Source organism: Actinomycetospora sp. TBRC 11914 (assembly GCF_012933465.1).
Classification (GTDB): Bacteria; Actinomycetota; Actinomycetes; order Mycobacteriales; family Pseudonocardiaceae; genus Actinomycetospora.
The window spans coordinates 587,581-609,684 of record NZ_JABBND010000001.1 but is presented as its reverse complement, the minus strand read 5'-3'; the positions used below and the strand labels follow the sequence as shown (position 1 = coordinate 609,684).

Here is a 22,104-nt window from a genome sequence, read left to right as displayed (position 1 = left end):
TCACGCTTCCACGTGGCCGAACCGGTGACGGGTCACACTGACCGCCTGCTCACGCAGCACCGACAGCATCTCCCGGCGCCCGTCGGCGAGCACCGGGGTGTCCACCAGCGACGCCCCCACCTCGGCGGCCGCGCGCCGCAGCGTCGTCGGGACCTCGCCCACCGCGCGCAACCGCTCACCCGGCACCGGCTCGACGTCGTCACCCACCTCCACCACCGCCACGCCGGCGCACGCGCCCGCCAGCCGGACCCGCAGCACGTCCCGCGGCGCGGCGCCGACCCCGACCACGAGCCGCAGCGACGGCAGCGGCCGGTAGCGGAAGACGTTGGCCTCGGCGGCGATGCCGGTCGGGTCGTGCTCGACGCCGAACTCGTCGCGCCACGCCGCCGCGTCGCTGCCGGCCGCCGCACGCAGCCACGCCAGGTCGTCGGCGGCCACCGAGGGCGCTATCGCGGCCAGCAGGTCCGCGGCCGGGCCGGTGACCGGCGCGGCGGGCAGCTCGGAAGGATCCCGCCACGTCCCGAACTGCGCCACGTAGTTCGGCCCGCCCGGCTTCGCGCCCGGCCCCACCACCGAGCCCTTCCACCCGCCGAACGACTGCCGCTGCACGATCGCCCCGGTGATGTGCCGGTTGACGTAGGCGTTCCCCACCTCGACCCGCTCGCCCCAGTACTCGATCTCGTCGGCGTCGAGCGAGTGCAGGCCGCCGGTCAGGCCGAAGCCGGTGTCGTTCTGCCAGGCGATCGCCTCGTCCAGCGTCGCCGCCGTCATCAGCCCGAGCACCGGCCCGAAGCACTCGGTGCGGTGGAACCACGACCCGGGCGCCACACCGTCGCGCACCCCGGGCGTCCACTGCGCGCCCCCGAGGTGGCGGGGCTCGACCAGCCAGGACTCGCCGTCGTCGAGCGTGGTCAGCGCCCGCTCGAGCTGCGGGGTCAGCTCGCCCACCAGCGGGCCCATCGTCGTGCCGAGATCGCGGCCGTCGCCCACGCGCAGCGTCGTGACCGCGTCGACGAGCTGGCGCCGCAGCCGCCGCCCGATCGCCGAGCGCGGGTCGCCCGCGGGCCCGACGAGGATCGCCAGCGACGCCGCCGAGCACTTCTGCCCGGCGTGCCCGAACGCGGAGCGGACGAGGTCGGCGACGGCGAGGTCGGGATCGGCGGCCGGGGTGACGACCAGGGCGTTCTTGCCGGAGGTCTCGGCGATCAGCGGCAGGTCCGGGCGCCACGACCGGAACAGCGCCGCCGTCGCGCTCGCCCCGGTGAGCACCACCCGCTCCACCGCCGGGTGCGTGATCAGCCGCTGCCCGGCCGCGCCCTCGTCGGTGTGGACCAGCTGCAGGGCGTCGGCGGGGATGCCGGCGCGGTGCAGCGCCGCGACGCCGACCTCGGCGCACGCCCGGACCTGCGGTGCCGGCTTGATGACGACGGCTGCCCCGGCGGCGAGCGCGGCGAGGCAGCCGCCGAGGGGGATCGCCACGGGGAAGTTCCACGGCGGGGTCACGACGACGACCCGGGCCGGGGAGAACCTGGTCGGGGCCAGTTCGGCGGCGCGGTCGGCGTAGTAGGCGGCGAAGTCGATCACCTCCGAGATCTCCGGGTCGGCCTCGGCGACGGTCTTGCCCGCCTCACCGACCATCACGGTGAGCAGCTCGGTGCGCGCCACGGCCAGGGCGCGCGCGGCCTCGCGGAGCAGCCGGGCGCGCTCCTCCGGGGCGGTGGTGCCCCAGGTGGACGCGGCGGCCCGGTCGAGGACGACGTCGACGGCGGCCGGGTCGGTCAGCTCGGGCTCCCGCTCGACGGCGGGGGTGGCCGCGACGGCGCGCCGCGCCCAGTCCCGATTCGCGGGCAGCGAGGGGTCGGTGTCGGGCTCGTTGTGGAAGCCACCCTCGTCGGCGGGCGAACGGCGCCGTCCTGGCGTCAGGTGCAAGGAATGCGCCATTGCTTCCATCTCGGCCGACCGGTCCTGCGTCCGGCGCGGCGAGTCGGCGACGGTGTCGCGGTCGCGCACCGAGGCGCGGAACCGGTCCACGTACGACGACGGGCCGGCCGCCGAGAACATCGCGTACAGGTAGTTCTCCTGCCCGGCGTTCTCCTCGAGCCGGCGGACGAGGTAGCTCACCGCGGCGTCGAAGTCCTCGCGGTGCACCACCGGGGTGTAGAGCACGAGGCTCTCGTCCGACGGCAGGTCCGCCGCCACCGCGTCGGCCTGCGCCGGGGCCATGCCCTGGAGCATCTCGACGTCCATCTGGCGCTCCACCCCGCGGGCGGCTGCCAGCTCCACGGCGAGCGCCACGTGGTGGAGGTGGTGGCTCGCGACGCCGACCCGCAGCGCGTCGGCGAGCTCCGGACGCAGCGCGTGGTCGAGCAGCCGGACGTAGTTGGCGTCCACCTCGGCCTTGGTGGCGTAGGGCGCCTGCGGCCAGTCGTGCAGCGCCGCGTCGACCCGCTCCATCGCGAGGTTCGCGCCCTTGACCAGCCGGACCTTCACCGGCGCACCACCGGCCGCGACCCGTCGTCGGGCGAACGCCGCGACCTGCTCGAGCGCCGCCACCGAGTCCGGCAGGTAGGCCTGCAGGACGATGCCCGCCGAGTACCCCTCGAGCCCGGGCCGGGAGAGCAGCGTCGTGAACAGGGCCAGCGTGAGGTCGAGGTCCTTGTACTCCTCCATGTCGAGGTTGACGAAGACGCCCTCGTCGCGGGCGGCCTCGACCAGCGGCGTCAGGCGTTCGACGAGCCGGTCGCGGCTGCCCTCGAGGTCCCACGGCACGAGCTGGCTCGCGACGGCCGAGGCCTTGACCGACACGTAGTCGACGTCGGGCCGGCGGATCAGCGCGAGGGTGCGCTCCAGGCGGCGGTCGGCCTCGGCCTCGCCGAGCACCGCCTCGCCGAGCAGGTTGAGGTTCAGCCGCCGCCCCTGGGCGCGCGCGGCGGCGAGGTGACGGCGCAGGGTGCGGCCGGAGGCGTCGACGACGAGGTGCCCGACGAGGGCCCGCAGGCGCCGGCGGGCGAGCGGCACGACGAGCCGCGGGGCCTGCGGGGCGAGGACCGCGCCGGCCCGCAGCATCGTCCGGTCGACGAGGTTCGCGAACCCCGGCAGCGTCGCACCCCGCCCGGCCAGGCGGGCGAGCTCGCGGGCCGCGACGCGGTCGTCGTCGGGCCGGGCCACCCGGTCGACGAAGCGCAGGGCGAACTCGACGCCGTCGGGGTCGTGGACCAGGGACGCGAGGCGGCGGGTGGCGGTGTCGTGGCCGCCCGAGACGCTGGCCTCGCTCCACCGGGCCGCGCGGCCGACCGCCCGCTCCACCATCGGTTCGTCGATCTCGGCGGTGGGCGCGATCACCTGCTCGCTCATGGGTCCATCGTGCGCCGGTCGGGCGTGCCCGTCTTGTACCGTTCCCGCTCCCTGCGCGGGGGGTGGCGCCAACCGGCCTCCCGCGCGAGGGGAACCCTCGTGCGGGTAGAGCGACCCGATCCTCCCCTCGCGATGGCCGGAGGTGTGCGATGGACGTGCCCGCCCCGGCCCTGGTCGCGCTCTTCGCCGAGCTCACCGGGGTCATGTTCTGCGCGAAGGACGCCGACGGGCGCTACGTCGAGGTCAACGACGCCTTCGTCCGGCGCACGAACCAGCGCACCCGCGCGGGGGTGATCGGCCGCCGCGCCGGCGAGCTCTTCGTGGCGGCGCTGGCCGAGCGCTACGAGGAGCAGGACGCCCGCGTGCTCGCCGACGGCCGGCCGCTGCGCCACGAGCTGGAGCTGATCCGCCGCGAGGGCGGCAGCCCCGGCTGGTACCTCACGACGAAGATCCCGGTCTGGGATGCGGACGGGGCGGTCACCGGCGTCGTCAGCGTCTCCGAGGACCTCCGCTCGGCCGACGCCGCCGATCCCGCGATGCCCGCGCTCTCGCGGGTGGTGGACCTCGTGGAGTCCCGCCTCGACGACCCGCCGCGGGTGGAGGAGATGGCGACGACGGCCGGGCTGTCGCCGTCCGCGCTCGAACGGCGCATGCGGGCGGTGTTCGGGCTCGCCCCCGCCCAGTTCGTGCTGCGCGCCCGCATCGACCGGGCCCGCACACTGCTCACCGACACCGACCGGCCCCTGGTCGAGATCGCGCTGGCCTGCGGGTTCTACGACCAGCCCGCCTTCACCCGGCAGTTCACCCGGCTCGCCGGGGAGACGCCGGGCCAGTTCCGCCGGCGTGCACGGTCGCTGTGAGGCCTCTCCCGCGGAGCGAGGCCCGGCTCAGCCCTCGACGAGGACGGCCATCCGTCCTGTGTGGGGCTCGACGTCCTTGAGGTGCCACCACTCCTCGACGTTCGCCCTGACGATCAGGGCTGCCGACTCGAGCGAGGCCTGCTCGTCCGTCAGGTCGGCCAGTGCTCGGTCCAGTGTGAGCCGCCACCGCTGCCGGCCCTGCTCCGAGCGGGCGTCGATGTCGAGGACGAGCGAGGCGCCGGACTCGTCGGAGGTCACGCCGATGACCGTCAGCTTCGCCGGCCGCTCGCCCCGACCAGGCCGAACCCGATCCGCCGCGACCCGCCGGGCCGTCCCGCCCCACGACGTCGGGCCGGGTTGAGACGATGGGGCGGTGACGGTGACCGCGGCGCCCGGCCAGACCCCGGAGCAGGGGCTCGATCCCGAGCAGCGGGCCGCGGTGCTCGCCCCGCGCGGCCCGGTCTGCGTGCTCGCCGGCGCCGGCACGGGCAAGACCCGCACCATCACCCGCCGGATCGCCCACCTGGTCCGCGCCGAGCAGGTGCGGGCCGGCCAGGTCCTCGCGGTCACCTTCACCGCGCGCGCCGCGGGGGAGATGCGCACCCGGCTGCGCGACCTCGGCGTCGGCGGCGTGCAGGCCCGGACGTTCCACGCCGCCGCGCTGCGGCAGCTGCGCTACTTCTGGCCGCGCTCGGTCGGCGGCGAGGTGTGGCCGGTGCTGGAGAACAAGCTGCGCTTCGTCGGCCAGGCCGCCCAGCGGGCCGACGCGCCGACCACCCGGGAGTCCCTGCGCGACCTCGCGAGCGAGATCGAGTGGGCCAAGGCCTGCCTCGTCGCGCCCGACGCGTACGCGCAGGCCGCGACCAAGGCCCAGCGCGACACCCCGGCGCCCGTCGAGCAGGTCGCCCGCGTCTACGACTCCTACGAGCAGCTCAAGAACCGCGCCGAGCAGCTCGACTTCGACGACCTGCTGATCCACACCGCCGGCGCGCTCGAGGGCTCCGCCGAGGTGGCCGACGAGTTCCGCGAGCGCTACCGCTGCTTCGTCGTCGACGAGTTCCAGGACGTCACGCCGCTGCAGCACCGCCTGCTCTCGGCGTGGCTCGGCGGGCGGGACGACCTCACCGTCGTCGGCGACGCCAACCAGACGATCTACTCCTTCGCCGGCGCCAGCCCGAGCTACCTGCTGGAGTTCCCGCGCCGCTTCCCCGAGGCCGCCGTCGTGCGCCTGGTCCGCGACTACCGCTCGACCCCGCAGGTCGTCGCCGCCGCGAACACCGTCATCGGGGCGGCGCGCGGGCGGGCCGCCGGGTCGCGGCTGCGCCTCGAGGGGCAGCGCCCGCCCGGTCCCGCGCCGGACTTCGCCGAGCACGACGACGAGCCGACCGAGGCCACCGCCGTCGCCGACCAGATCCGCGACCTGATCGACGACGGCGTGCCCGCCGCCGAGATCGCCGTGCTCTACCGCGTCAACGCCCAGTCCGAGGTCTACGAGCAGGCGCTGGCCGACGCCGGCATCGCCTACCAGGTCCGCGGCGGCGAGCGCTTCTTCCAGCGCGCCGAGGTCCGCACCGCGATCGCCGCGCTGCGCACGACGGCGGGCCGGGTCGAGGGGGGACCCGAGGGCGTCGTCGGGACCGACGTCGTCACGGCGGTGCGGGCGGTGCTGGGGGAGCAGGGCCTCACCGAGACGCCGCCGCCCGGCGGGGCCGCCGACGGCGCCCAGCGCCAGCGCTGGGAGTCGCTGCGCGCCCTCGCCGAGCTCGCCGCCGACCTCGTCGAGAGCGTCCCGACGACGACCCTGGGCGGCTTCCTCGCCGAGCTCAACGCCCGGGCGCAGGCGCAGCACCCGCCGACGGTGCAGGGGGTCACGCTGGCGTCGCTGCACGCCGCGAAGGGCCTGGAGTGGGACGCCGTGTTCCTCGTCGGGCTCACCGACGGGACGCTGCCGATCCAGCACGCCGACGGCGACGACGACGCGGTGGAGGAGGAGCGCCGGCTCTTCTACGTCGGGGTGACCCGTGCGCGGGTGCACCTGCGGCTGTCGTGGGCGCTCTCCCGCTCGGCGGGCGGGCGGCGCTCGCGGCGCCGCAGCCGCTTCCTCTACGGGCTGGTGCCCGAGGACCACCCGGCGGCACGCAAACCGGGGTCGGGGGTCGACGGCGGGCCCAAGGCCAAGGTGACCAAGGCCGGGTGCCGGCTGTGCGGGAAGGCGCTGTCCGACCCGGCGGCCCAGAAGATCGGCCGCTGCACCGAGCACCCCTCCGACGTCGACGTCGAGCTGCTCGACGCGCTGCGGGCGTGGCGGTCGAACGAGGCCAAGCAGCGGTCGGTGCCGGCCTACGTCGTGTTCACCGACGCCACCCTCGTCGCCCTCGCCGAGCAGCGCCCGACCGACCCGAAGGGGCTCGTCACGATCCCCGGCATCGGCGCGTCGAAGCTGGAGCGCTACGGCGACGACGTGCTCACGATGGTCCGCGACCACGTCGGCTGAGAAAACTTCTCGGATCTCGCGGGAAATTCCGTTGCGGCCCTCGCGCGGGGGCCCCTAGGTTCGCATCCACCGGCGCGTGACGTGCCGGGTCGAGACGCTTGCGACGAGGGGGTGCGCCGATCATGAAGCTGTTCCTCACGGGTGCACCCGTCTCCCCGTCCCGGGTGACCGACGTGATCGCGGTGACCGGCATATCGCCGGTCGCGTCGCGCTGCTCCACGCCGTACGCGCAGGAGGTCCCGTTCACGGGGCTCGCCCGGACGCGTGCCTTCGCGGCCGTCCCGGTCGTGTCCGGCGTCCGGGGAGAGATCTCCCCGCGCCCGGGTGCGAACCCGGCCGCGATGAGCCAGCGCCAGCACGTCGATCTCGACCCCCATCGTCCGCGTCCCAGCGGCGGGTGTGCCTGACACACCCCCGATCGCCAGGCCGCGGACCCCCCGGGTTCGCGGCCTTCGTCGTCTCCGGCCCTCGAGACGCACGAGGACTCCGCGGTTCCCGGGTGATCCCCGAACACCCGCCGTAGGAGGTCCGAGCATGTATCCCGTCCCTTCTGCCCCCGAGATACCCGGGTCGGTCCCGCTCCCCTGCCGGGAGGAGACCGACGACCTGTGGTTCTCCGACAGCCCCGCCGACCTCGAGCAGGCGAAGGTGCTGTGCGGCTCCTGCCCGATCCGCCGCCGGTGCCTGGCCGGTGCCCTGGAACGGCGGGAGTTCGCCGGCGTCTGGGGCGGCGAGATCCTCGACCGGGGATCCGTCATCGCCCGCAAGCGGCCCCGGGGCCGGCCGAGCAAGGCCGACCTCGCCCGGGACGCCGAGCTCGCCGCCGCGCGGCAGGCGGCCGGCGTGGCGTGAGGCCCGCCGTCGTCGGGACCCGGGCCGTCCTGAGCGAAGGGCACCATCGGTCGACCAGATCGAGCGATGGTGCCCTTCGCTCGCAACCCGGTGCCCCCGGCCGGGTCCTGGCCGTGGGCGCCCCTCGCCGGTCTCCCCGAGCGGAGGTGCCCTTCGCTTAAGAACCGGCAGCTCAGACGTCGAAGCCGGGCTGCCACTCCTGGAAGATCGCCCGCATCGGGACCTCGGCGTCGAGCTGGCAGAGCACGGCCACCGAGGCCAGCGTGACCCGGTGGATCAGCAGGTACTGCGGCGGCAGGTTCAGCCCGCGCCCGGTCTCGAACTCGGGGCGGCGCAGGTCGCCGAGCCGCTCGGCCTGGCCGCGGATCCACTCGCGGGTGAAGTGGAACTTGTCGGTGCGCAGCGGGTCGACGAGCGGGCCCAGGTAGGCCGCCGCCTCGTCGGGCGACATGTCCGTGCCCGGGAGCACGAAGTTCAGCGTGCGCAGCAGCTCGAGCAGCTCGTCGGAGCGGTCGTCGACCGCGAGCGCGAGCATGTGGCCGAGCTCGACCGGCAGCCCGTCGGGCAGCCGCGCGACCGCCCCGAAGTCGATCACGCAGAGCCGGCCGTCGGGGAGGATCTGGAAGTTCCCGGGGTGCGGGTCGGCGTGCAGCAGCCCGACGCGGGCCGGCGCGGAGAAGTGGAAGGTCGAGAGCAGCCGCCCGACGCGGTCGCGCTCCTCGGGCTCGCCGGTGCGGATGATCTGCGAGAGCGGCGTGCCCTCGATCCACTCCGAGACCATCGCCTTCGGCGCGGACGCGACCACCCGGGGCACGACGACGTGCTCGTCCCCCTCGAACGCGGCCGCGAACTGGCGCTGTGCGTCGGCCTCGTCGCGGTAGTCGAGCTCCTCGGCCATCCGGTCGCGCAGCTCCTGGAGCAGCGGGCGGATCTCCATGCCCGGGACCATCGGCTGGATGAGGCGGGCGAAGCGCTGCAGCTGGCGCAGGTCGGCCATGACGGCCTCCTCCGCGCCCGGGTACTGGACCTTGACGGCGACCTCGCGCCCGTCGCCCCACACCGCGCGGTGCACCTGCCCGATGCTCGCCGACGCCGCCGGGGTGTCGTCGAACTCGCGGAAGCGCTCACGCCAGCCGCGGCCGAACTGCTCGGCGAGCACCCGGTGGGTGCGCGCGGCCGGCATCGGGGGCGCCGCGGTCTGCAGCCGGGTCAGCGCCTCCCGGTAGGGCTCGGCGAGCTCGTCGGGGACGGCGGCCTCGAACACCGACAGGGCCTGCCCGAACTTCATGGCGCCGCCCTTGAGCTCGCCGAGCACGGCGAAGAGCTGCTCGGCGCCGCGCCGGGCGACGTCGGCGGAGATCTCGCCGGCGTCGCCGCCCGCGAGCCGCCTGCCCCAGCCGGCCGCCGTGCGCGACGCGAATCCCAGGGGGAGCGACGCCAGCCGCGCGGAGCGCTGGACCGTTCGGCGTGGGATGTCATCGGACGACACGTGGTCGATTGTCCCCCGGCACCACGGCGTCGGCTCGTCCAGGGCGCACCCCCTCCGGGCGAGGCGCGCAACCACAGGCCGGGTGCGCCGGGCGGTCGAGCCGGGTGACGGCGCCGCCGGCGAGGTCCAGCTCCAGGGCCGCGTCGACCAGCGTCGGCGTCCCCGCGAGGTGGGCGAGGACGTGCTCGACGGCGAGCGCGGCGACCGCGGTGGCGGTCGTCGGACCGACCCCGGCCGGGCGGCCCGCGAGCTGCGCCGCCAGCCGTGGCCAGGCCGGATCCGCCGCGGCGCGGTGGCGTTCGGCACACCGCAGGCACGACCCGCGCCCGGGGAGGACGAGCGGCCCGACGACGCCCCGGCCGCCGTGCGCGGTGACCGCGAGGTGGGGCTGGTGGCGGGCCGACAGCCGGGCGGCCAGCACCAGGTCGGTGGCGGCCGGACCGACGAGGACGACGAGGTCCGGACGGCGCCGTGTGGGCTCCGACACGACGACGGCGGGTGCGGTGCGGGCGAGCGCCTCGGCGACGGCGACGAGCGCGGGGCGCCCGACGTCGGCGTCGCGCAGCCCGGTCCCGACGTCGGCCGGCGCCACCGCGCACCGCGCGCGGACCGCGACCCGGCCCACCCCGGCCGCCGCCAGCGCCACGGCGACGGCCGTGCCCAACCGGCCGGCGCCGTGCACCCGCACGTACGACGGCCCCGGCGCGGGCCGGGGCGCCGCGACGAGCCCGGCGCCGGCGAGCGCGGCCACCACGGCGGCGACCTCTCCCGGCGCGCCGCCCCGCGCGAGCACCTCGGCGACGGCGCGGGCCGGTGGGACCCCGGCGTCCAGGGCGCGGACGAGCGCGGCGAGCGGCGGGCTCAGGCCCGCGAGGATGAGCGCGGTGGCGGGGTCGGAGCCGAACTGGGCGGTGGCGGCGTCACGCCAGAGCAGCACCGGGCGGTCGGCGGGGTCACGGGGGAGGGGCCTCACCCGGATTGGACGCGGCCGGGAGGCTGTCGGATCCCTCGCCTACGGTGCCGGATGTGGCCGAGTCGGAAGCGCAGCGTCCCGAGGTGGTGGTCCGCCGCAGCGCCCGGCGGCGCCGCACCGTCGACGCCCGCCGCGAGGGCGACACCGTGATCGTCTCGGTGCCCGCGTCGATGAGCCGGGCGCAGGAGGCGCACTGGGTCGAGGAGATGCTGCGGCGGCTGGAGCGCTCGGAGCAGCGTCGTCGGCCGGGCCGCCGCGCCGGGGACGACGAGCTCGCCTCCCGCGCCGACCGGCTCGCCCGCGAGCACCTCGACGCCGTGGGTCCCGACGGCCGCTGGCCCCGCCCCGTGTCGGTGCGCTGGACCCGGCCGATGCGGACCCGGTGGGCGTCGTGCACGCCCGTCGACGGCACGATCCGGGTCAGCGAGCGGCTCCGCGACGTCCCCGGCTGGGTGCTCGACCACGTGCTGGTCCACGAGCTCGCCCACCTGCGCGAGGCCGGCCACGGCCCGGCGTTCCGGGCCCTCGAGGCCCGCTACCCGCGCAGCGAGCGCGCGATCGGCTACCTCGAGGGACTGTCCGCCGGGGCCGGGCTCGAGATCGGCGGCGAGGCGGACGGGGACGCGGACGACGACGGGTGACGCCTGCCCGGTGAGGGGCACGTGGGGCAGGTTCCGGGCCCGCCGGACCTGCCTTACGTGCTCGTGATCACGAGGATCAGCTTCAGCCCTTCGGCTCGCCCGGCCCCTCGTCGTCCGTGCTCCCGTCCGTGCCCCCGCCCTTGCCCTCGGCCGTGCCCGTCGAGCCCTCGTCCGGAGCGGAGGTCCCGGACTCCTTCTCGGCGCGCATCTCCTGCTCGAGGCGGGCGATCGGGTCGTCGAGGTCGCTGAACGACCCGCCGTCGCCACCCTCCTCGCCGAGAGCCGAGCGGCCGCGGACGAACGCGGCCGGGTCGTCGAGGTCCTCGGCGGTGGGCAGCAGGTCCGGGTGCGCCCAGACCGCGTCGCGCCCGTCGACGTCGCGCTCCTCGCCCAGCCGGCGCCACAGCTCCGACGCGTCGCGGAGGCGGCGCGGGCGCAGCTCCAGCCCGACGAGCGTCGCGAAGGTCTGCTCGGCCGGACCGCCGGAGGCGCGGCGGCGGCGCATGCTCTCGCGCAGCGCGTCGGCCCCGGGGAGCCGGTCGCCGACCGCCTGCGCGACGACGAGGTCGACCCAGCCCTCGACGAGGGCCAGCAGCGTCTCGAGGCGGGTCAGCGCGGCCTTCTGCGCCTCGGTGGTCTGCGGCTCGAAGAGCCCCGAGGACATCGCCTGCTCGATCGCCGCCGGGTTGGACGGGTCGAGGTCGCGGGCGAGCTCCTCGATCCGCGAGGTGTCGATCGTGATGCCGTGCGCGAACTCCTCGACGGTGGCGAGGAGCCGCTGGCGCAGCCACGGCACGTGGCCGAAGAGGCGGTGGTGGGCGGCCTCGCGCGCGGCGAGGAAGACGAGCACCTCGCCCGCGGGACGGTCGAGGCCCTCGGTGAACCGGGCGACGGCGTCGGGCAGCAGCGCCGCGGTGCCCTCCGGTCCGAGGGGCAGGCCGATGTCCGAGGAGGTGAGGACCTCCCCGGCGAGCTGGCCGAGCGCGGAACCGAGCTGTGAGCCGAACGCCATCCCGCCGACCTGCGAGATCATGCCGAGCATCGGGCCCGCCATCTCGCGGGCCTCACCGGGCAGCCCCTCGACCCAGGCGTTGGCGACCCGGCGCGCGACCGGGTCGCACAGCCGCTGCCAGGTCGGCACGGTCGCGTCGACCCAGTCGTCCGGCGACCACACGGTCACGGTGGAGACGCCGGAGGGCAGCGTCGTGGCGTCGTCGAGCCACAGCTCGGCCAGCCGCACCGACTCCTCGACGGCGGTGCGCTGCTCCGCGGTGGGCGCGCCCTTCACCGTGATCTGCTGGTGGGCCATCTGCGCGGCCAGCTTGTAGTTGACCGGGCCGTCACCGCCCCCGGGGCCCCCGCTCGAGGACAGCATCTGCCCGAGCTGGGTGAGCATCTGACCGAGCTGGCCGAGGTCGAACCCGCCGGGGCCCCCGGCGCCACCGCCGAAGGCCGCGAACGGGTTGCCGCCGGCGCCGCCCGGGCCGAACCCGAAGCCGCCGTGCCCCGATCCCTCGGAACCGGAGCCGCCGTCGCCGGACCCGGAGGACCCCTCGCGGCGGGAGTCGTCGGGGTCGGACGGGCCGAAACCGAAGGGCAGGTCACTCATGCCGCCCACGGTACGCGCGACACCCTCTCCCGACGCCCGCCCGACGGAGGCGCTCAGCGACTTCTCGGCAAGCCCTCAGCGAACACCGGACGCGGACCCCACAGCGTCGATCACTACCCTGCCCGCCCGTGACCCGACTGCGCGCGACGATCGCCCTCGGGCTCGTGCTCGCCGCGGTCCTGGGGCTCGCCGGCGCCACGGTGCGGGTGCCGTTCGTCGCCCTCGGCGACGGGCCCACCTTCGACGTGCTGGGCGACCAGTCGGGCACGCCGATCATCGACGTGTCGGGCCCGGTGCCGACCTACCCGACGTCGGGCCAGCTGCGGATGACGACCGTGGCGGTGACGAGCCAGGTGACCCTCTTCGCCGCGATCGCCATGTGGGTCACCGGCTCGCACGAGGTGGTGCCGCGCGAGCAGGTCTACCCCAGCGGGCAGACCAGCCAGCAGGTCGACGCCGAGAACACCCGGCAGTTCTCGCAGTCCGAGAACGACGCCCAGACCGCGGCCCTGCGCTACCTCGGCTACCCGTCGGCGGTCGAGGTCGGCGACGTGACCACCCCCGGGCCGTCGTCGGCGCTGCTCAAGCCCGGCGACCGCCTGCTCGCCGTCGGCGGGCGGGCGGTGACGACGCCGCAGGACGTCGTCGACGCCGTCGGCGGGGTCCCCCCGAACACCCCGGTGCCCGTCCGGATCCAGCGCGGCGCCCAGACCCTCGACGTCACGGTGACGACGGCGGCCCGCCCGGGCGACCCGACGAAGGGCTACCTCGGGATCACCGCGGCCTCGCAGGTCGTCTCGCCGGCCACCATCAAGATCGGCCTCGCGGACGTCGGCGGCCCGTCGGCGGGGCTCATCTTCGCGACCGCGATCGTGGACAAGCTGACGCCGGGCGAGCTCACCGGCGGCAAGGAGGTCGCGGGCACCGGGACGATCGACGCCGACGGCCGGGTGGGCCCGATCGGGGGCATCCGCTTCAAGATGGACGCCGCCCGCGCCGACGGGGCCACCGCGTTCCTGGTGCCCGCCGGCAACTGTTCCGAGGCGGTGCGCACCGCGCCGTCGGGCCTGGTGCTGGCGCGCGTGTCCGACCTGCGCGAGGGTGTGGCGGCCGTGCAGGACCTGGCCGCCGGTCGGACGCCGCCGACCTGCTGACCAGGGTCGCGGCGCCCGGAGAACCCGACACGAGGAACATCGGAGCACAGGGAACCCACACGGCGTTCGTAGAGTTCTCCCACCGGGCCGGCACCCGCGGCGCTCGGCACCCCCTCGACCCGCACCACCCGTCCCCGCTTGGAGCGTGACCGACAGTGGCCAACCGGCCGGCGACCGGGAACCCGCAGCTGTCCCGGCGAACGAAGACCCTGCTCATCGTGGGCGCGGTCGTCCTCGTGGTGCTGGTCGCCCTGGCCCGGCTCGTCGACGTCTACGTCGACTGGGCGTGGTTCGGCGAGGTCGGCTTCCGCAGCGTCTTCTCGACGGTGCTCGTCACCCGCATCGTGCAGGCGGTCATCGCCGCGGTGTTCATGGGCGGGCTCATCGCGCTGAACCTCTACATCGCCTACCGGACCCGGCCGGTGTTCGTGCCCGTCGCCGGGCCGGAGGACCCGGTCGCGCGCTACCGCACCGTGGTCCTGGCCCACCTGCGGCTCTTCGCGATCGGCATCCCGCTGCTCGTCGCGATCATCGCGGCGCTCTCGGCGCAGGGGGACTGGGAGACCACGCAGCTCTTCCTCCACCAGACGCCGTTCAACGTCACCGACCCGGTGTTCGGCCACGACATCAGCTTCTACGTCTTCGCGCTGCCGTTCTGGCGCTCGGTGCTGTCGTGGCTGTTCGTGGGCGTGGGGATCAGCTTCCTCGCGGCCCTCGTCGCGCACTACGTCTTCGGCGGGATCCGGCTGGCCGGGCGCAACGGCTCGCTCGCCACCGCGGCCCGCGCCCACCTCGCGGTGCTGGCCGGGACGTTCGTGCTGCTCAAGGCGATCGCGTACTTCTTCGACCGCTACGAGCTGCTCTTCTCCGACCGCAAGGCCTCCATCAGCGGCGCCAACTTCTTCGGCGCGAGCTACACCGACCTCAACGCCGCGATGCCGGCCAAGCTGATCCTGCTGCTCATCGCGGTGATCTGCGCGGCCGCGTTCTTCGCCGCGGTGTTCCTGCGCAACCTGCAGATCCCCGCGATCGCGCTCGCGCTGCTGATCCTCTCCAGCGTGCTCATCGGCGCCGCGTGGCCGGCGGTGCTCGAGCAGTTCTCGGTCCGCCCCAACGCGAACCAGCGCGAGGCGGTGTCGATCGGGCGCAACATCCAGGCGACGCGGGACGCCTTCGGGATCACCCCGCAGAACGTCACCGTGCAGCCCTACGCCGGCACCACCGACCAGAGCGCGGCGTCGGTCCAGCAGGCCATCACCACCGACCAGGGCACGGTGCCGAACATCCGCCTGCTCGACCCGAACCGGCTGTCGCGGACGTTCACCCAGCTCGAGCAGCGCCGCAACTTCTACGGCTTCGCGCCCACCCTCGACGTCGACCGCTACACGCTGGGCGGGCAGACCCAGGACTACGTGGTCGCCTCCCGCGAGATCGACCCGGACAACCTGGTGGGCAACCAGCAGGACTGGATCAACCGCCACCTCGTCTACACCCACGGCAACGGCTTCATCGCGGCGCCCGCGAACACCGTGAACGCCGCGGTGGACTCCAACGGCGGGCAGGGCGGCTACCCGCAGTTCCAGGTCTCCGACGTCGACACCCCGGGACCGTTCGGTCTCCAGCAGCCGCGCATCTACTACGGCGAGCTCGTCAACAACCCCGACGACTACGCGATCGTCGGCGCCGACGCGGGCGCCCCGCCGCGCGAGTACGACACCGACACCAAGCAGTTCACCTACACCGGGCCGGGCGGCGTGCCGCTGTCCAACCCGCTCTCGCGCCTGGCGTTCTTCGCCTACTACGGCTTCGAGCGGAACATCCTGTTCAACTCCTCGATCGGCGACAACTCGCGGATCATGTACAACCGCGACCCGCTGGAGCGTGTCCAGAAGGTCGCGCCGTGGCTGGAGCTCGACAACGACGTCTACCCGGCGGTCGTCGACGGCCAGATCAAGTACATCGTCGACGGCTACACGACGCTGCCGCGCTACCCCTACGCGCAGCAGGTCTCGCTCGGCGACGCGACCCGCGACTCGGCGAACACCGGCACGCTCGCCCCGCAGACCGCGGGCTACATGCGCAACTCGGTGAAGGCCACCGTCGACGCCTACACCGGGCAGGTCGACCTCTACGAGAACGACCCGACCGACCCGGTGCTGCAGACGTGGGAGAAGGCGTTCCCGGGCACGGTGAAGCCGATCTCGGCGGTCCCGCCGGACCTGCGGGCGCACTTCCGCTACCCGGAGGGGATCTTCAAGGTCCAACGTGACCTGCTGACGCGCTACCACGTGTCCGACCCGAGCGAGTTCTACTCGACGGTCTCCTTCTGGGACGTCCCGTCCGACCCGACGAGCGACGCCGCGGCCGCGGCGGGCGACCCGCAGCCCCCGTACTACCTGCTCGCCGACGACCCGCGGCGCGGGGCGAGCACGTCGCCGCAGTTCCAGCTGACGACGGCGCTGGTGAGCCTGCGCCGCGAGTTCCTCTCGGCCTACCTGTCGGTGAGCTCGGACCCGGGCAGCTACGGGCACATGACGCTGCTGCAGCTCCCGACCGACACCCAGACCCAGGGCCCGCAGCAGGTGCAGACGCAGTTCCTGTCCTCGCCGCAGGTGTCGACGGAGCTCAACCTGCTGCGCCAGCAGGGCACCCAGGTGCTCTACGGCAACCTCCTGACGCTGCCGATCGCGGGCGGGCTGCTCTACGTCGAGCCCGTCTACATCGAGCGGTCCAACCAGGAGTCGTCGTTCCCGCAGCTGTCCCGGGTGCTCGTCAGCTTCGGCGGGAAGATCGGCTACGCGCCGACGCTGGCGGAGGCCCTCACCCAGGTGTTCGGCTCCTCCGGGACGGCGACGACGACGCCGGGCCAGGCGGCGGTGCCGCAGACCCAGGTCCCGGCCGCGGCCGCACCCCAGCAGGGCGCCGCCCAGGCCCCCGCCGGGGCGGCCCCGAACGCGGCCTCGCCGCAGGTCAGCGCGTCGGTCACCGCGATGAACACGGCGCTCGACGAGCTGCGGACCGCCCAGCAGCAGGGCGACTTCGCGGGCATCGGCAAGGCCCAGCAGGACCTGGCCAACGCCATCAACCAGTACCGGGCGGCCACCGGCGCGCAGTGACCCGGACCCCCGGGTGATCGCCGGCCACCCCGCGTCGCGTAGTGTTCCCAGTGCGACGCGGGGTGGAGCAGCTCGGTAGCTCGCTGGGCTCATAACCCAGAGGTCACAGGTTCGAATCCTGTCCCCGCTACTACACGACGAAGGCCCTCGACCCACCACGGGTCGGGGGCCTTCGTCGTGTCCGCCCTCGTGTCCCGGACGGGCCCGGCTGGTCATGATCAGGGAGTCACTGCGCGGCTCGTGGAGATCCGTTCGGCGCGCAGCGACTCCCTCGAGCCCCGGAGCCCCGATGCCCCACCCCCCGTGCGCGGCCCCGGTTCACCGGGCGGTAGTCTTGACGCCATCACCGGGACGCACCGGTGCGGCGCGGGGTGGAGCAGCTCGGTAGCTCGCTGGGCTCATAACCCAGAGGTCACAGGTTCGAATCCTGTCCCCGCTACTTGCGACGAAGGCCCTCGACCCAGCACGGGTCGGGGGCCTTCGTCGTTCCCGAGGGTCGGCACGCGGGTCCGGGGCACGAGCGACCGGTTCGTGACCCGAGAAGGTCATCAACCGGCCGTTCGTACCGTCGGCCCGGCAGTGCTCAGCGCTCGGCCAGCGAGACCGGCAGTCGGAACGTCCCGTCCGCCTCGGGCGGGAAGTCGTGCACCCCGACGACGGCGGCCCGCGGCAGCGGCCCGTAGACGTGCGGGAACCACGGGCCGGACGCCTCCACCTGCCCGTCCCGCACCCCCGGCTCCCACCGCACCGGCACCCCGAGGCGGCCCGGGTCGACCTCGAGGAGCACCAGGTCGGTCCGTGCGGGGTAGAGCCGGGAGGCCGGGAGCGCGACGGTGCCGGGGTCGGAGCAGTGCACGAAGCCCTCGGAGTCCAGCGAGGCCGGCCGCAGGAGCTCGCCCGCCGCGTCCCAGTCCGCGCGGGGGCAGATGTGGAGGATCACGCCGCCCAGCCTCGCAGCGAACCCGAGGGGCGCGGAGCGGGGCAGGGGTCGGCTCCGCCGCGGGCGGGGAACGGCATAGTGGAGCCATGCTCGCGAGCCCGACGGACACGATCCTGCTGGTCGTCTACTACGTCCTGTTCGTGTTCTACCTGTTCATCATCGGGCGGCTCGTGGTCGAGGTGGTCCGGGGCTTCGCGCGCGACTGGCGGCCGGCGGGCGGGACCGCGGTGAGCCTCGAGCTGATGTACCGGGTGACCGACCCGCCGGTGAAGCTGCTCAAGAAGCTCATCCCGGCCGTGCGCATCGGCAACATCAGCCTCGACCTGTCGATGATGATCCTGCTGATCGTGGTCTACATCGTGATGCGGGTGATCGATCCGCGGTGAGGCCGTGACGAAGCCCCTCCCCGGTGGTCCCCCCGCCCCGGACCTGAGAGTCTCCGCACGTGACGCCTGCTCGTGACCTCCTCGCGTTCGCCTCCTCGGCGGTGCGCAACCCCGCGGTGATCGGCGCGGTCGCCCCGAGCGGCCGCGCGCTGTGCGACCTGCTCGCGTCGGTCGCCCCCCAGGACGGGTCCGCGACGGTGGTGGAGCTCGGGCCGGGCACCGGGGTGGTGTCCCAGGCGTTGCGCCGCCGGATGGCGCCCGAGGCCCGCCACGTCGCCGTCGAGATCGACCCCGGGATGGTCAGCCACCTCGCGCGCACCCGGCCGTGGCTCGAGGTCGTGCGCGGAGACGCGAAGGACCTCCAGAAGCTCCTCGCCGACATCGGCATCACCCGCGTCGACACCGTCGTCAGCGGCCTGCCGTGGACGTTGTTCTCCCGCGAGGCGCAGCGCGGGATCATGGAGCAGGTCTCACGGGTGCTCGTGCCGGGCGGGGTGTTCACCACCTTCGCCTACCGCCACGTGATGAACCTGCCGACCCAACGGCGCTTCCGCGAGCTGCTCGAGCAGAGCTTCGACGAGGTGCGCGTGACCCCCACGGTGTGGCGCAACGTGCCGCCGGCGCTGGCCTACCAGTGCCGCAACACCGGGTCCTGACGACGGGTCACGTGCCCGCCGAGTGGGCCGTGAGGGCTGCTCGGCGAGCCGTGGGGGTCCGCTCGGCGCGGACCCCGGCGCTCACGAGGCGAAGCCACCCAGGCGCGGCCCGAGCGACGCCGCGTCCAGGCGGCCGGGCTCCGTGGCGTCGCAGAACTCGGTGAGCAGGGCGGCGAAGCGCCCCGGCTCGTCGCAGTGCGGGAAGTGCCCGGAGGAGTCGAAGACCTCCAGCCGGCTGCCCGGCATCAGCGAGGCGGCGCGGTAGGCGTGCCCGACCGGGATGATCGGGTCCCGGCGGCCCCACACCACGAGGGTGGGCAGGCCCTCGGTGAGGTAGAGCCGGTCGGTGCCGGTGACCCGCTGGCCCCACGGCCCGATGACGCCCCGGACGGTGTCGACGAAGGCGTCGGCGTGGGCGCGCTCGATCAGGGACCCGGCGTGGCGGGCGTACTCGCGCAGCGACACCTGGTCGGCCGGGCGCAGCGGGAGGGCGGCGGCCGCGCGCAGCGCCGCGACCCCCAGGCCGAGCGCCCCGGTGCGGGCGAGGAGCGGCACGACGACCCCGGCGCCGGGCAGCGCGGCCAGGCGCAGCGTCGGGCTCACCCCACGGCCCAGGCCGCCCGAGGAGACCAGCACCAGCCGCGAGCACATCTCCGGGAACTGGTAGGCGAACTGCATCGCGACGCCCCCGCCGAGCGAGTGCCCCACGACGGTGACCCGACGGTGCCCCAGCGCGGCGAGCAGGTCGCGCAGCCCGTTCGCGAAGGCGCCCATCGAGAAGTCCCCGCTCGGGCCCGCCGACTCGCCGTGCCCGAGCAGATCCGGGGCGAGCAGGAGGCGGCGGCTCCCCGCGAGGCGCTCGAGGACGGGCTCCCACGTCGATGAGCTCCCGGCGACCCCGTGCAGGAGCACGACGACCTCGGAGGGCTCCCCGCGCTCGGGGCCCGCCTCGATCCACGCCATCGGGTGGCCGTGCAGGGTGACCGTCCGCCGCGTGGAGACCATGGGCGTCATCGTCCTGCGCCGCCCTCGTTCGGGCTACCCGGGGTCGACCGGGCCCGCGCGCTCCCTACCCTGGCCCGCGATGACCCCGCCCCGACCGGACCGCCGCCCGCTCCGTCTCGCGGGGGCCGCCCTGCTGGCCGCGGCGCTCGCCGCCGGGTGCGGGGCGGGACAGGCCCCGGCGCCCACGCCCACCACGGCGGCGGCCCCGACCACCGCCACCCCGACGACGGCCACCCCGACGACGCCGGCCGCGCCCACCGACTCGGCGTGCGTCACCGCCACCTGGAACCGCCTGACGCCCGCCCAGCGGTGGGCGCAGCTCGTCGTCGTCGGTGTCCCGGCCGGCGGCGTGAGCCAGGCCGCACGGGCGGCACTGGCGAAGGAGCCCGGCGGGATCATCCTCACCGACGGGGCGACGGCGAGCACCGACGACGTCACGCAGGTCGTCACGAGCGCGCAGGCCACCGGCGGGGCGGACGTCCCGATGCTCGTCACCACCGACCAGGAGGGCGGGCAGGTCCAGCAGCTCAAGGGCCCCGGGTTCACCCGCATCCCGCCGGGCACCACCCAGGGCAGGGACGCGGAGGCGCTGCGCGGCGACGCCCGGACCTGGGGGAAGGAGCTGCGGGACGTCGGGGTGACCGCGGACCTCGCGCCGGTGGCCGACGTCGTCGACCCGGACCTGGGGACGGCGAACGCCACCGACGGCAAGTACGGGCGGCAGTTCGGCACCGACGTCGCGACCGTCGCGCCGGCCGTCACCGCGTTCGTCGGCGGGATGGCCGACGCCGGGGTCGCGTCCACGCTCAAGCACTTCCCGGGCCTCGGCGCGGTCCGCCAGAACACCGACTTCGCCGGTGGCGTGGTGGACACGGCGACGGGCGCGGACTCGCCGTCGTTGCAGTCCTTCGCGGCCGGCATCCGGGCGGGGGCGCCGCTGGTGATGATGTCGTCGGCCCAGTACGCGAAGATCGACCCTGGCCACCAGGCGCTCTTCTCCTCGAAGATCATGCGTGACCTGCTGCGCGGGCAGCTGGGCTTCCGCGGCGTGATCATGACCGACGACGTCGGGGTGGCGCAGGCGCTGGCCGACACCCCGGTGGGCGCCCGGGCCACGCGGTTCCTCGCCGCCGGCGGGGACCTCGTGCTCACCGTGCGACCGGGCGACCTCACACCGATGCTGGACGCCATCACGACGGCGGCCCGCGACCCCGCGTTCGCGGCCCGGGCGCAGGACGCGGTGCGCCGCGTGCTCGCCCTCAAGGAAGCGCGGGGGATCCTGCACTGCTGATGCCCCACCCCTGGGCTACCCGCCGGTAGTGCAGGGCCCCGACGGACCTGCGAGAGTGCAGCGCGTGCCGGGTGCGTACCGGCCGACCGCGGACAGCCTTGGAGCCGATGTGGACCTGACGTACACCGCCGAGGAGGAGCAGTTCCGCACGGAACTGCGGACCTGGCTGGCGGAGAACATCCCCGAGGAGTGGACCCGCCCCGGGTACTGGGCCTCGCTCGACACGACGGAGTCGTTCGAGAAGCGTCGCGAGTGGGAGGCCCGCAAGACCGCCGCGGGCTTCTCGGGCATCCAGTGGCCGGTGGAGTACGGCGGCCGCGGCGGCACCCCGGGCATGAAGGCGATCTACGACGAGGAGACGATCCGGGCGCACGCCCCGCAGACCGTCAACACCCTCGGGCTGACCTTCCTCGCGCCGACCGTGATGGCGATCGGCACCCCGGAGCAGAAGGCCGAGATCATCGGCCCGATGCTGCGCAACGAGGTCATCTGGTGCCAGGGCTTCTCCGAGCCCGGCGCCGGCTCCGACCTGGCGGCGGTCGCGACCCGCGGCGTGCGCGATGGCGACGACTTCGTCGTCAACGGCCAGAAGATCTGGACGACGAACGCCATGCACGGCGACAAGATCTTCACGCTGGTGCGCACCGAGGCCGGGTCCGAGCGCCACAAGGGCATCTCGATGCTGCTCATCGACATGGACCAGCCCGGCGTCGAGGCCCGCCCGCTCAAGCAGATGAGCGGGGCCAGCGAGTTCGGCGAGGTCTTCTTCACCGACGCTCGGGTGCCCGCCAAGGACTGTCTCGGCGAGATCGGCCAGGGCTGGCGGACCGCGATGCTGCTGCTCTCCTTCGAGCGCGGCGCCTCCGGCGTGGGTCAGTACACCGAGTTCCGCCGGCAGTACGACGAGATCGTCGCCGAGGCGAAGCGGTTCGGCCGCGCCGACGACCCGGTGGCCCGCCAGGAGCTCGCGCGCTGCCTGGTCGAGCTGGAGTGCCTGCGCTACCACGCGATGCACATCCTCACCCGGACCGAGCAGGGCAAGGACCTCGGCGCGGAGTCCTCGATGACGAAGCTGCAGTGGTCCGAGGCGTTCCAGGACCTCTGGGAGGCCTTCGAGAAGGTCCTCGGCCCCGAGGCGACGCTGGCCGCCCCGCGCCCCGACGTCGACCTCACGCCCTTCCACGCGCAGGACCACTGGTCCCGGTCGGTGACCATCTGGGGCGGCTCGTCGCAGGTCCAGCGCAACATCGTCGCCGAGCGCGTGCTCGGCCTGCCGCGGTAGGA

The 22,104-nt window shown here is 74.7% G+C and carries 18 protein-coding genes and 2 tRNA genes; 13 read left to right on the top strand and 7 right to left on the bottom strand.

Translation table 11 applies throughout. The features are described 5' to 3' along the window. Positions 1-3,354: a bifunctional proline dehydrogenase/L-glutamate gamma-semialdehyde dehydrogenase gene (locus tag HH311_RS02945; RefSeq protein ID WP_169182048.1), complete on the bottom strand. Its 3,354-nt coding sequence runs from the start codon at positions 3,352-3,354 to the stop codon at positions 1-3. Between the two features lie 149 nt (positions 3,355-3,503). Here HH311_RS02945 and HH311_RS02940 point away from each other — a divergent pair, with 149 nt between their 5' ends. Next, positions 3,504-4,214, top strand: a complete 711-nt coding sequence (locus HH311_RS02940) for an AraC family transcriptional regulator (protein ID WP_169182047.1) — start codon at positions 3,504-3,506, stop codon at positions 4,212-4,214. A gap of 27 nt (positions 4,215-4,241) precedes the next feature. On the opposite strand, the gene HH311_RS02935 is transcribed toward HH311_RS02940, so the two are convergent. After that, entirely contained in the window at positions 4,242-4,472 is a 231-nt protein-coding gene (locus HH311_RS02935; protein WP_169182046.1) for a hypothetical protein, read from the bottom strand. Positions 4,473-4,587: 115 nt separating this feature from the next. Between HH311_RS02935 and HH311_RS02930 the strand changes: the two genes are divergently transcribed. The 3 genes from HH311_RS02930 (at position 4,588) to HH311_RS02920 (ending at position 7,560) form a co-directional block, all read left to right on the top strand. Then, on the top strand, positions 4,588-6,708 hold the full coding sequence (locus HH311_RS02930; RefSeq protein WP_169182045.1) for an ATP-dependent DNA helicase UvrD2: 2,121 nt from the start codon (positions 4,588-4,590) through the stop codon (positions 6,706-6,708). Between the two features lie 122 nt (positions 6,709-6,830). Continuing rightward, positions 6,831-7,115 (top strand): hypothetical protein, encoded by a 285-nt coding sequence (locus HH311_RS02925; protein WP_169182044.1) that lies wholly within the window; start codon positions 6,831-6,833, stop codon positions 7,113-7,115. 127 nt (positions 7,116-7,242) lie between these two features. Then, on the top strand, positions 7,243-7,560 hold the full coding sequence (locus tag HH311_RS02920; RefSeq protein ID WP_169182043.1) for a WhiB family transcriptional regulator: 318 nt from the start codon (positions 7,243-7,245) through the stop codon (positions 7,558-7,560). A 172-nt stretch (positions 7,561-7,732) separates the two neighbouring features. Here HH311_RS02920 and HH311_RS02915 read toward each other — a convergent pair whose 3' ends face one another. Together HH311_RS02915 and HH311_RS02910 are read right to left on the bottom strand one after the other, a co-directional pair. Continuing rightward, a complete protein-coding gene (locus HH311_RS02915; RefSeq protein ID WP_396027421.1) occupies positions 7,733-9,058 on the bottom strand; it encodes an ABC1 kinase family protein in 1,326 nt (441 codons plus the stop codon). Beyond that, positions 9,036-10,022: a TOMM precursor leader peptide-binding protein gene (locus tag HH311_RS02910; RefSeq protein WP_169182041.1), complete on the bottom strand. Its 987-nt coding sequence runs from the start codon at positions 10,020-10,022 to the stop codon at positions 9,036-9,038. Before HH311_RS02910 ends, HH311_RS02915 begins: the two co-directional genes overlap by 23 nt. A gap of 53 nt (positions 10,023-10,075) precedes the next feature. Here HH311_RS02910 and HH311_RS02905 point away from each other — a divergent pair, with 53 nt between their 5' ends. After that, positions 10,076-10,663, top strand: a complete 588-nt coding sequence (locus tag HH311_RS02905) for a M48 family metallopeptidase (RefSeq protein ID WP_169182040.1) — start codon at positions 10,076-10,078, stop codon at positions 10,661-10,663. A gap of 82 nt (positions 10,664-10,745) precedes the next feature. Here HH311_RS02905 and HH311_RS02900 read toward each other — a convergent pair whose 3' ends face one another. Then, entirely contained in the window at positions 10,746-12,272 is a 1,527-nt protein-coding gene (locus tag HH311_RS02900; protein WP_169182039.1) for a zinc-dependent metalloprotease, read from the bottom strand. A 128-nt stretch (positions 12,273-12,400) separates the two neighbouring features. Between HH311_RS02900 and HH311_RS02895 the strand changes: the two genes are divergently transcribed. From HH311_RS02895 to HH311_RS02880, 4 genes are all read left to right on the top strand, one after another. After that, a complete protein-coding gene (locus tag HH311_RS02895; RefSeq protein WP_169182038.1) occupies positions 12,401-13,426 on the top strand; it encodes a S16 family serine protease in 1,026 nt (341 codons plus the stop codon). A 155-nt stretch (positions 13,427-13,581) separates the two neighbouring features. Then, on the top strand, positions 13,582-16,542 hold the full coding sequence (locus tag HH311_RS02890) for a UPF0182 family protein (RefSeq protein ID WP_169182037.1): 2,961 nt from the start codon (positions 13,582-13,584) through the stop codon (positions 16,540-16,542). Positions 16,543-16,598: 56 nt separating this feature from the next. After that, positions 16,599-16,672, top strand: a tRNA-Met gene (locus tag HH311_RS02885). 235 nt (positions 16,673-16,907) lie between these two features. Beyond that, positions 16,908-16,981 (top strand) — tRNA-Met (locus tag HH311_RS02880). Between the two features lie 144 nt (positions 16,982-17,125). Here the strand turns inward: HH311_RS02880 and HH311_RS02875 are convergent. Continuing rightward, complete coding sequence (locus HH311_RS02875) at positions 17,126-17,482, bottom strand: DUF952 domain-containing protein (protein ID WP_169182036.1); 357 nt, start codon at positions 17,480-17,482, stop codon at positions 17,126-17,128. 86 nt (positions 17,483-17,568) lie between these two features. On the opposite strand from HH311_RS02875, the gene HH311_RS02870 reads away from it, so the two are divergent. Together HH311_RS02870 and HH311_RS02865 are read left to right on the top strand one after the other, a co-directional pair. After that, positions 17,569-17,868 (top strand): YggT family protein, encoded by a 300-nt coding sequence (locus tag HH311_RS02870; protein WP_169182035.1) that lies wholly within the window; start codon positions 17,569-17,571, stop codon positions 17,866-17,868. A 59-nt stretch (positions 17,869-17,927) separates the two neighbouring features. After that, entirely contained in the window at positions 17,928-18,524 is a 597-nt protein-coding gene (locus HH311_RS02865; protein WP_312029902.1) for a methyltransferase domain-containing protein, read from the top strand. 81 nt (positions 18,525-18,605) lie between these two features. Here HH311_RS02865 and HH311_RS02860 read toward each other — a convergent pair whose 3' ends face one another. Next, entirely contained in the window at positions 18,606-19,529 is a 924-nt protein-coding gene (locus tag HH311_RS02860; protein WP_169182034.1) for an alpha/beta fold hydrolase, read from the bottom strand. Between the two features lie 79 nt (positions 19,530-19,608). On the opposite strand from HH311_RS02860, the gene HH311_RS02855 reads away from it, so the two are divergent. Further along, the gene (locus HH311_RS02855) at positions 19,609-20,820 is read left to right on the top strand and encodes a glycoside hydrolase family 3 protein (RefSeq protein WP_169182033.1); all 1,212 of its coding nucleotides are present in this window, start codon (positions 19,609-19,611) and stop codon (positions 20,818-20,820) included. A 109-nt stretch (positions 20,821-20,929) separates the two neighbouring features. Then, positions 20,930-22,102, top strand: a complete 1,173-nt coding sequence (locus HH311_RS02850) for an acyl-CoA dehydrogenase family protein (RefSeq protein WP_169182032.1) — start codon at positions 20,930-20,932, stop codon at positions 22,100-22,102. Positions 22,103-22,104 lie beyond the last annotated feature (2 nt).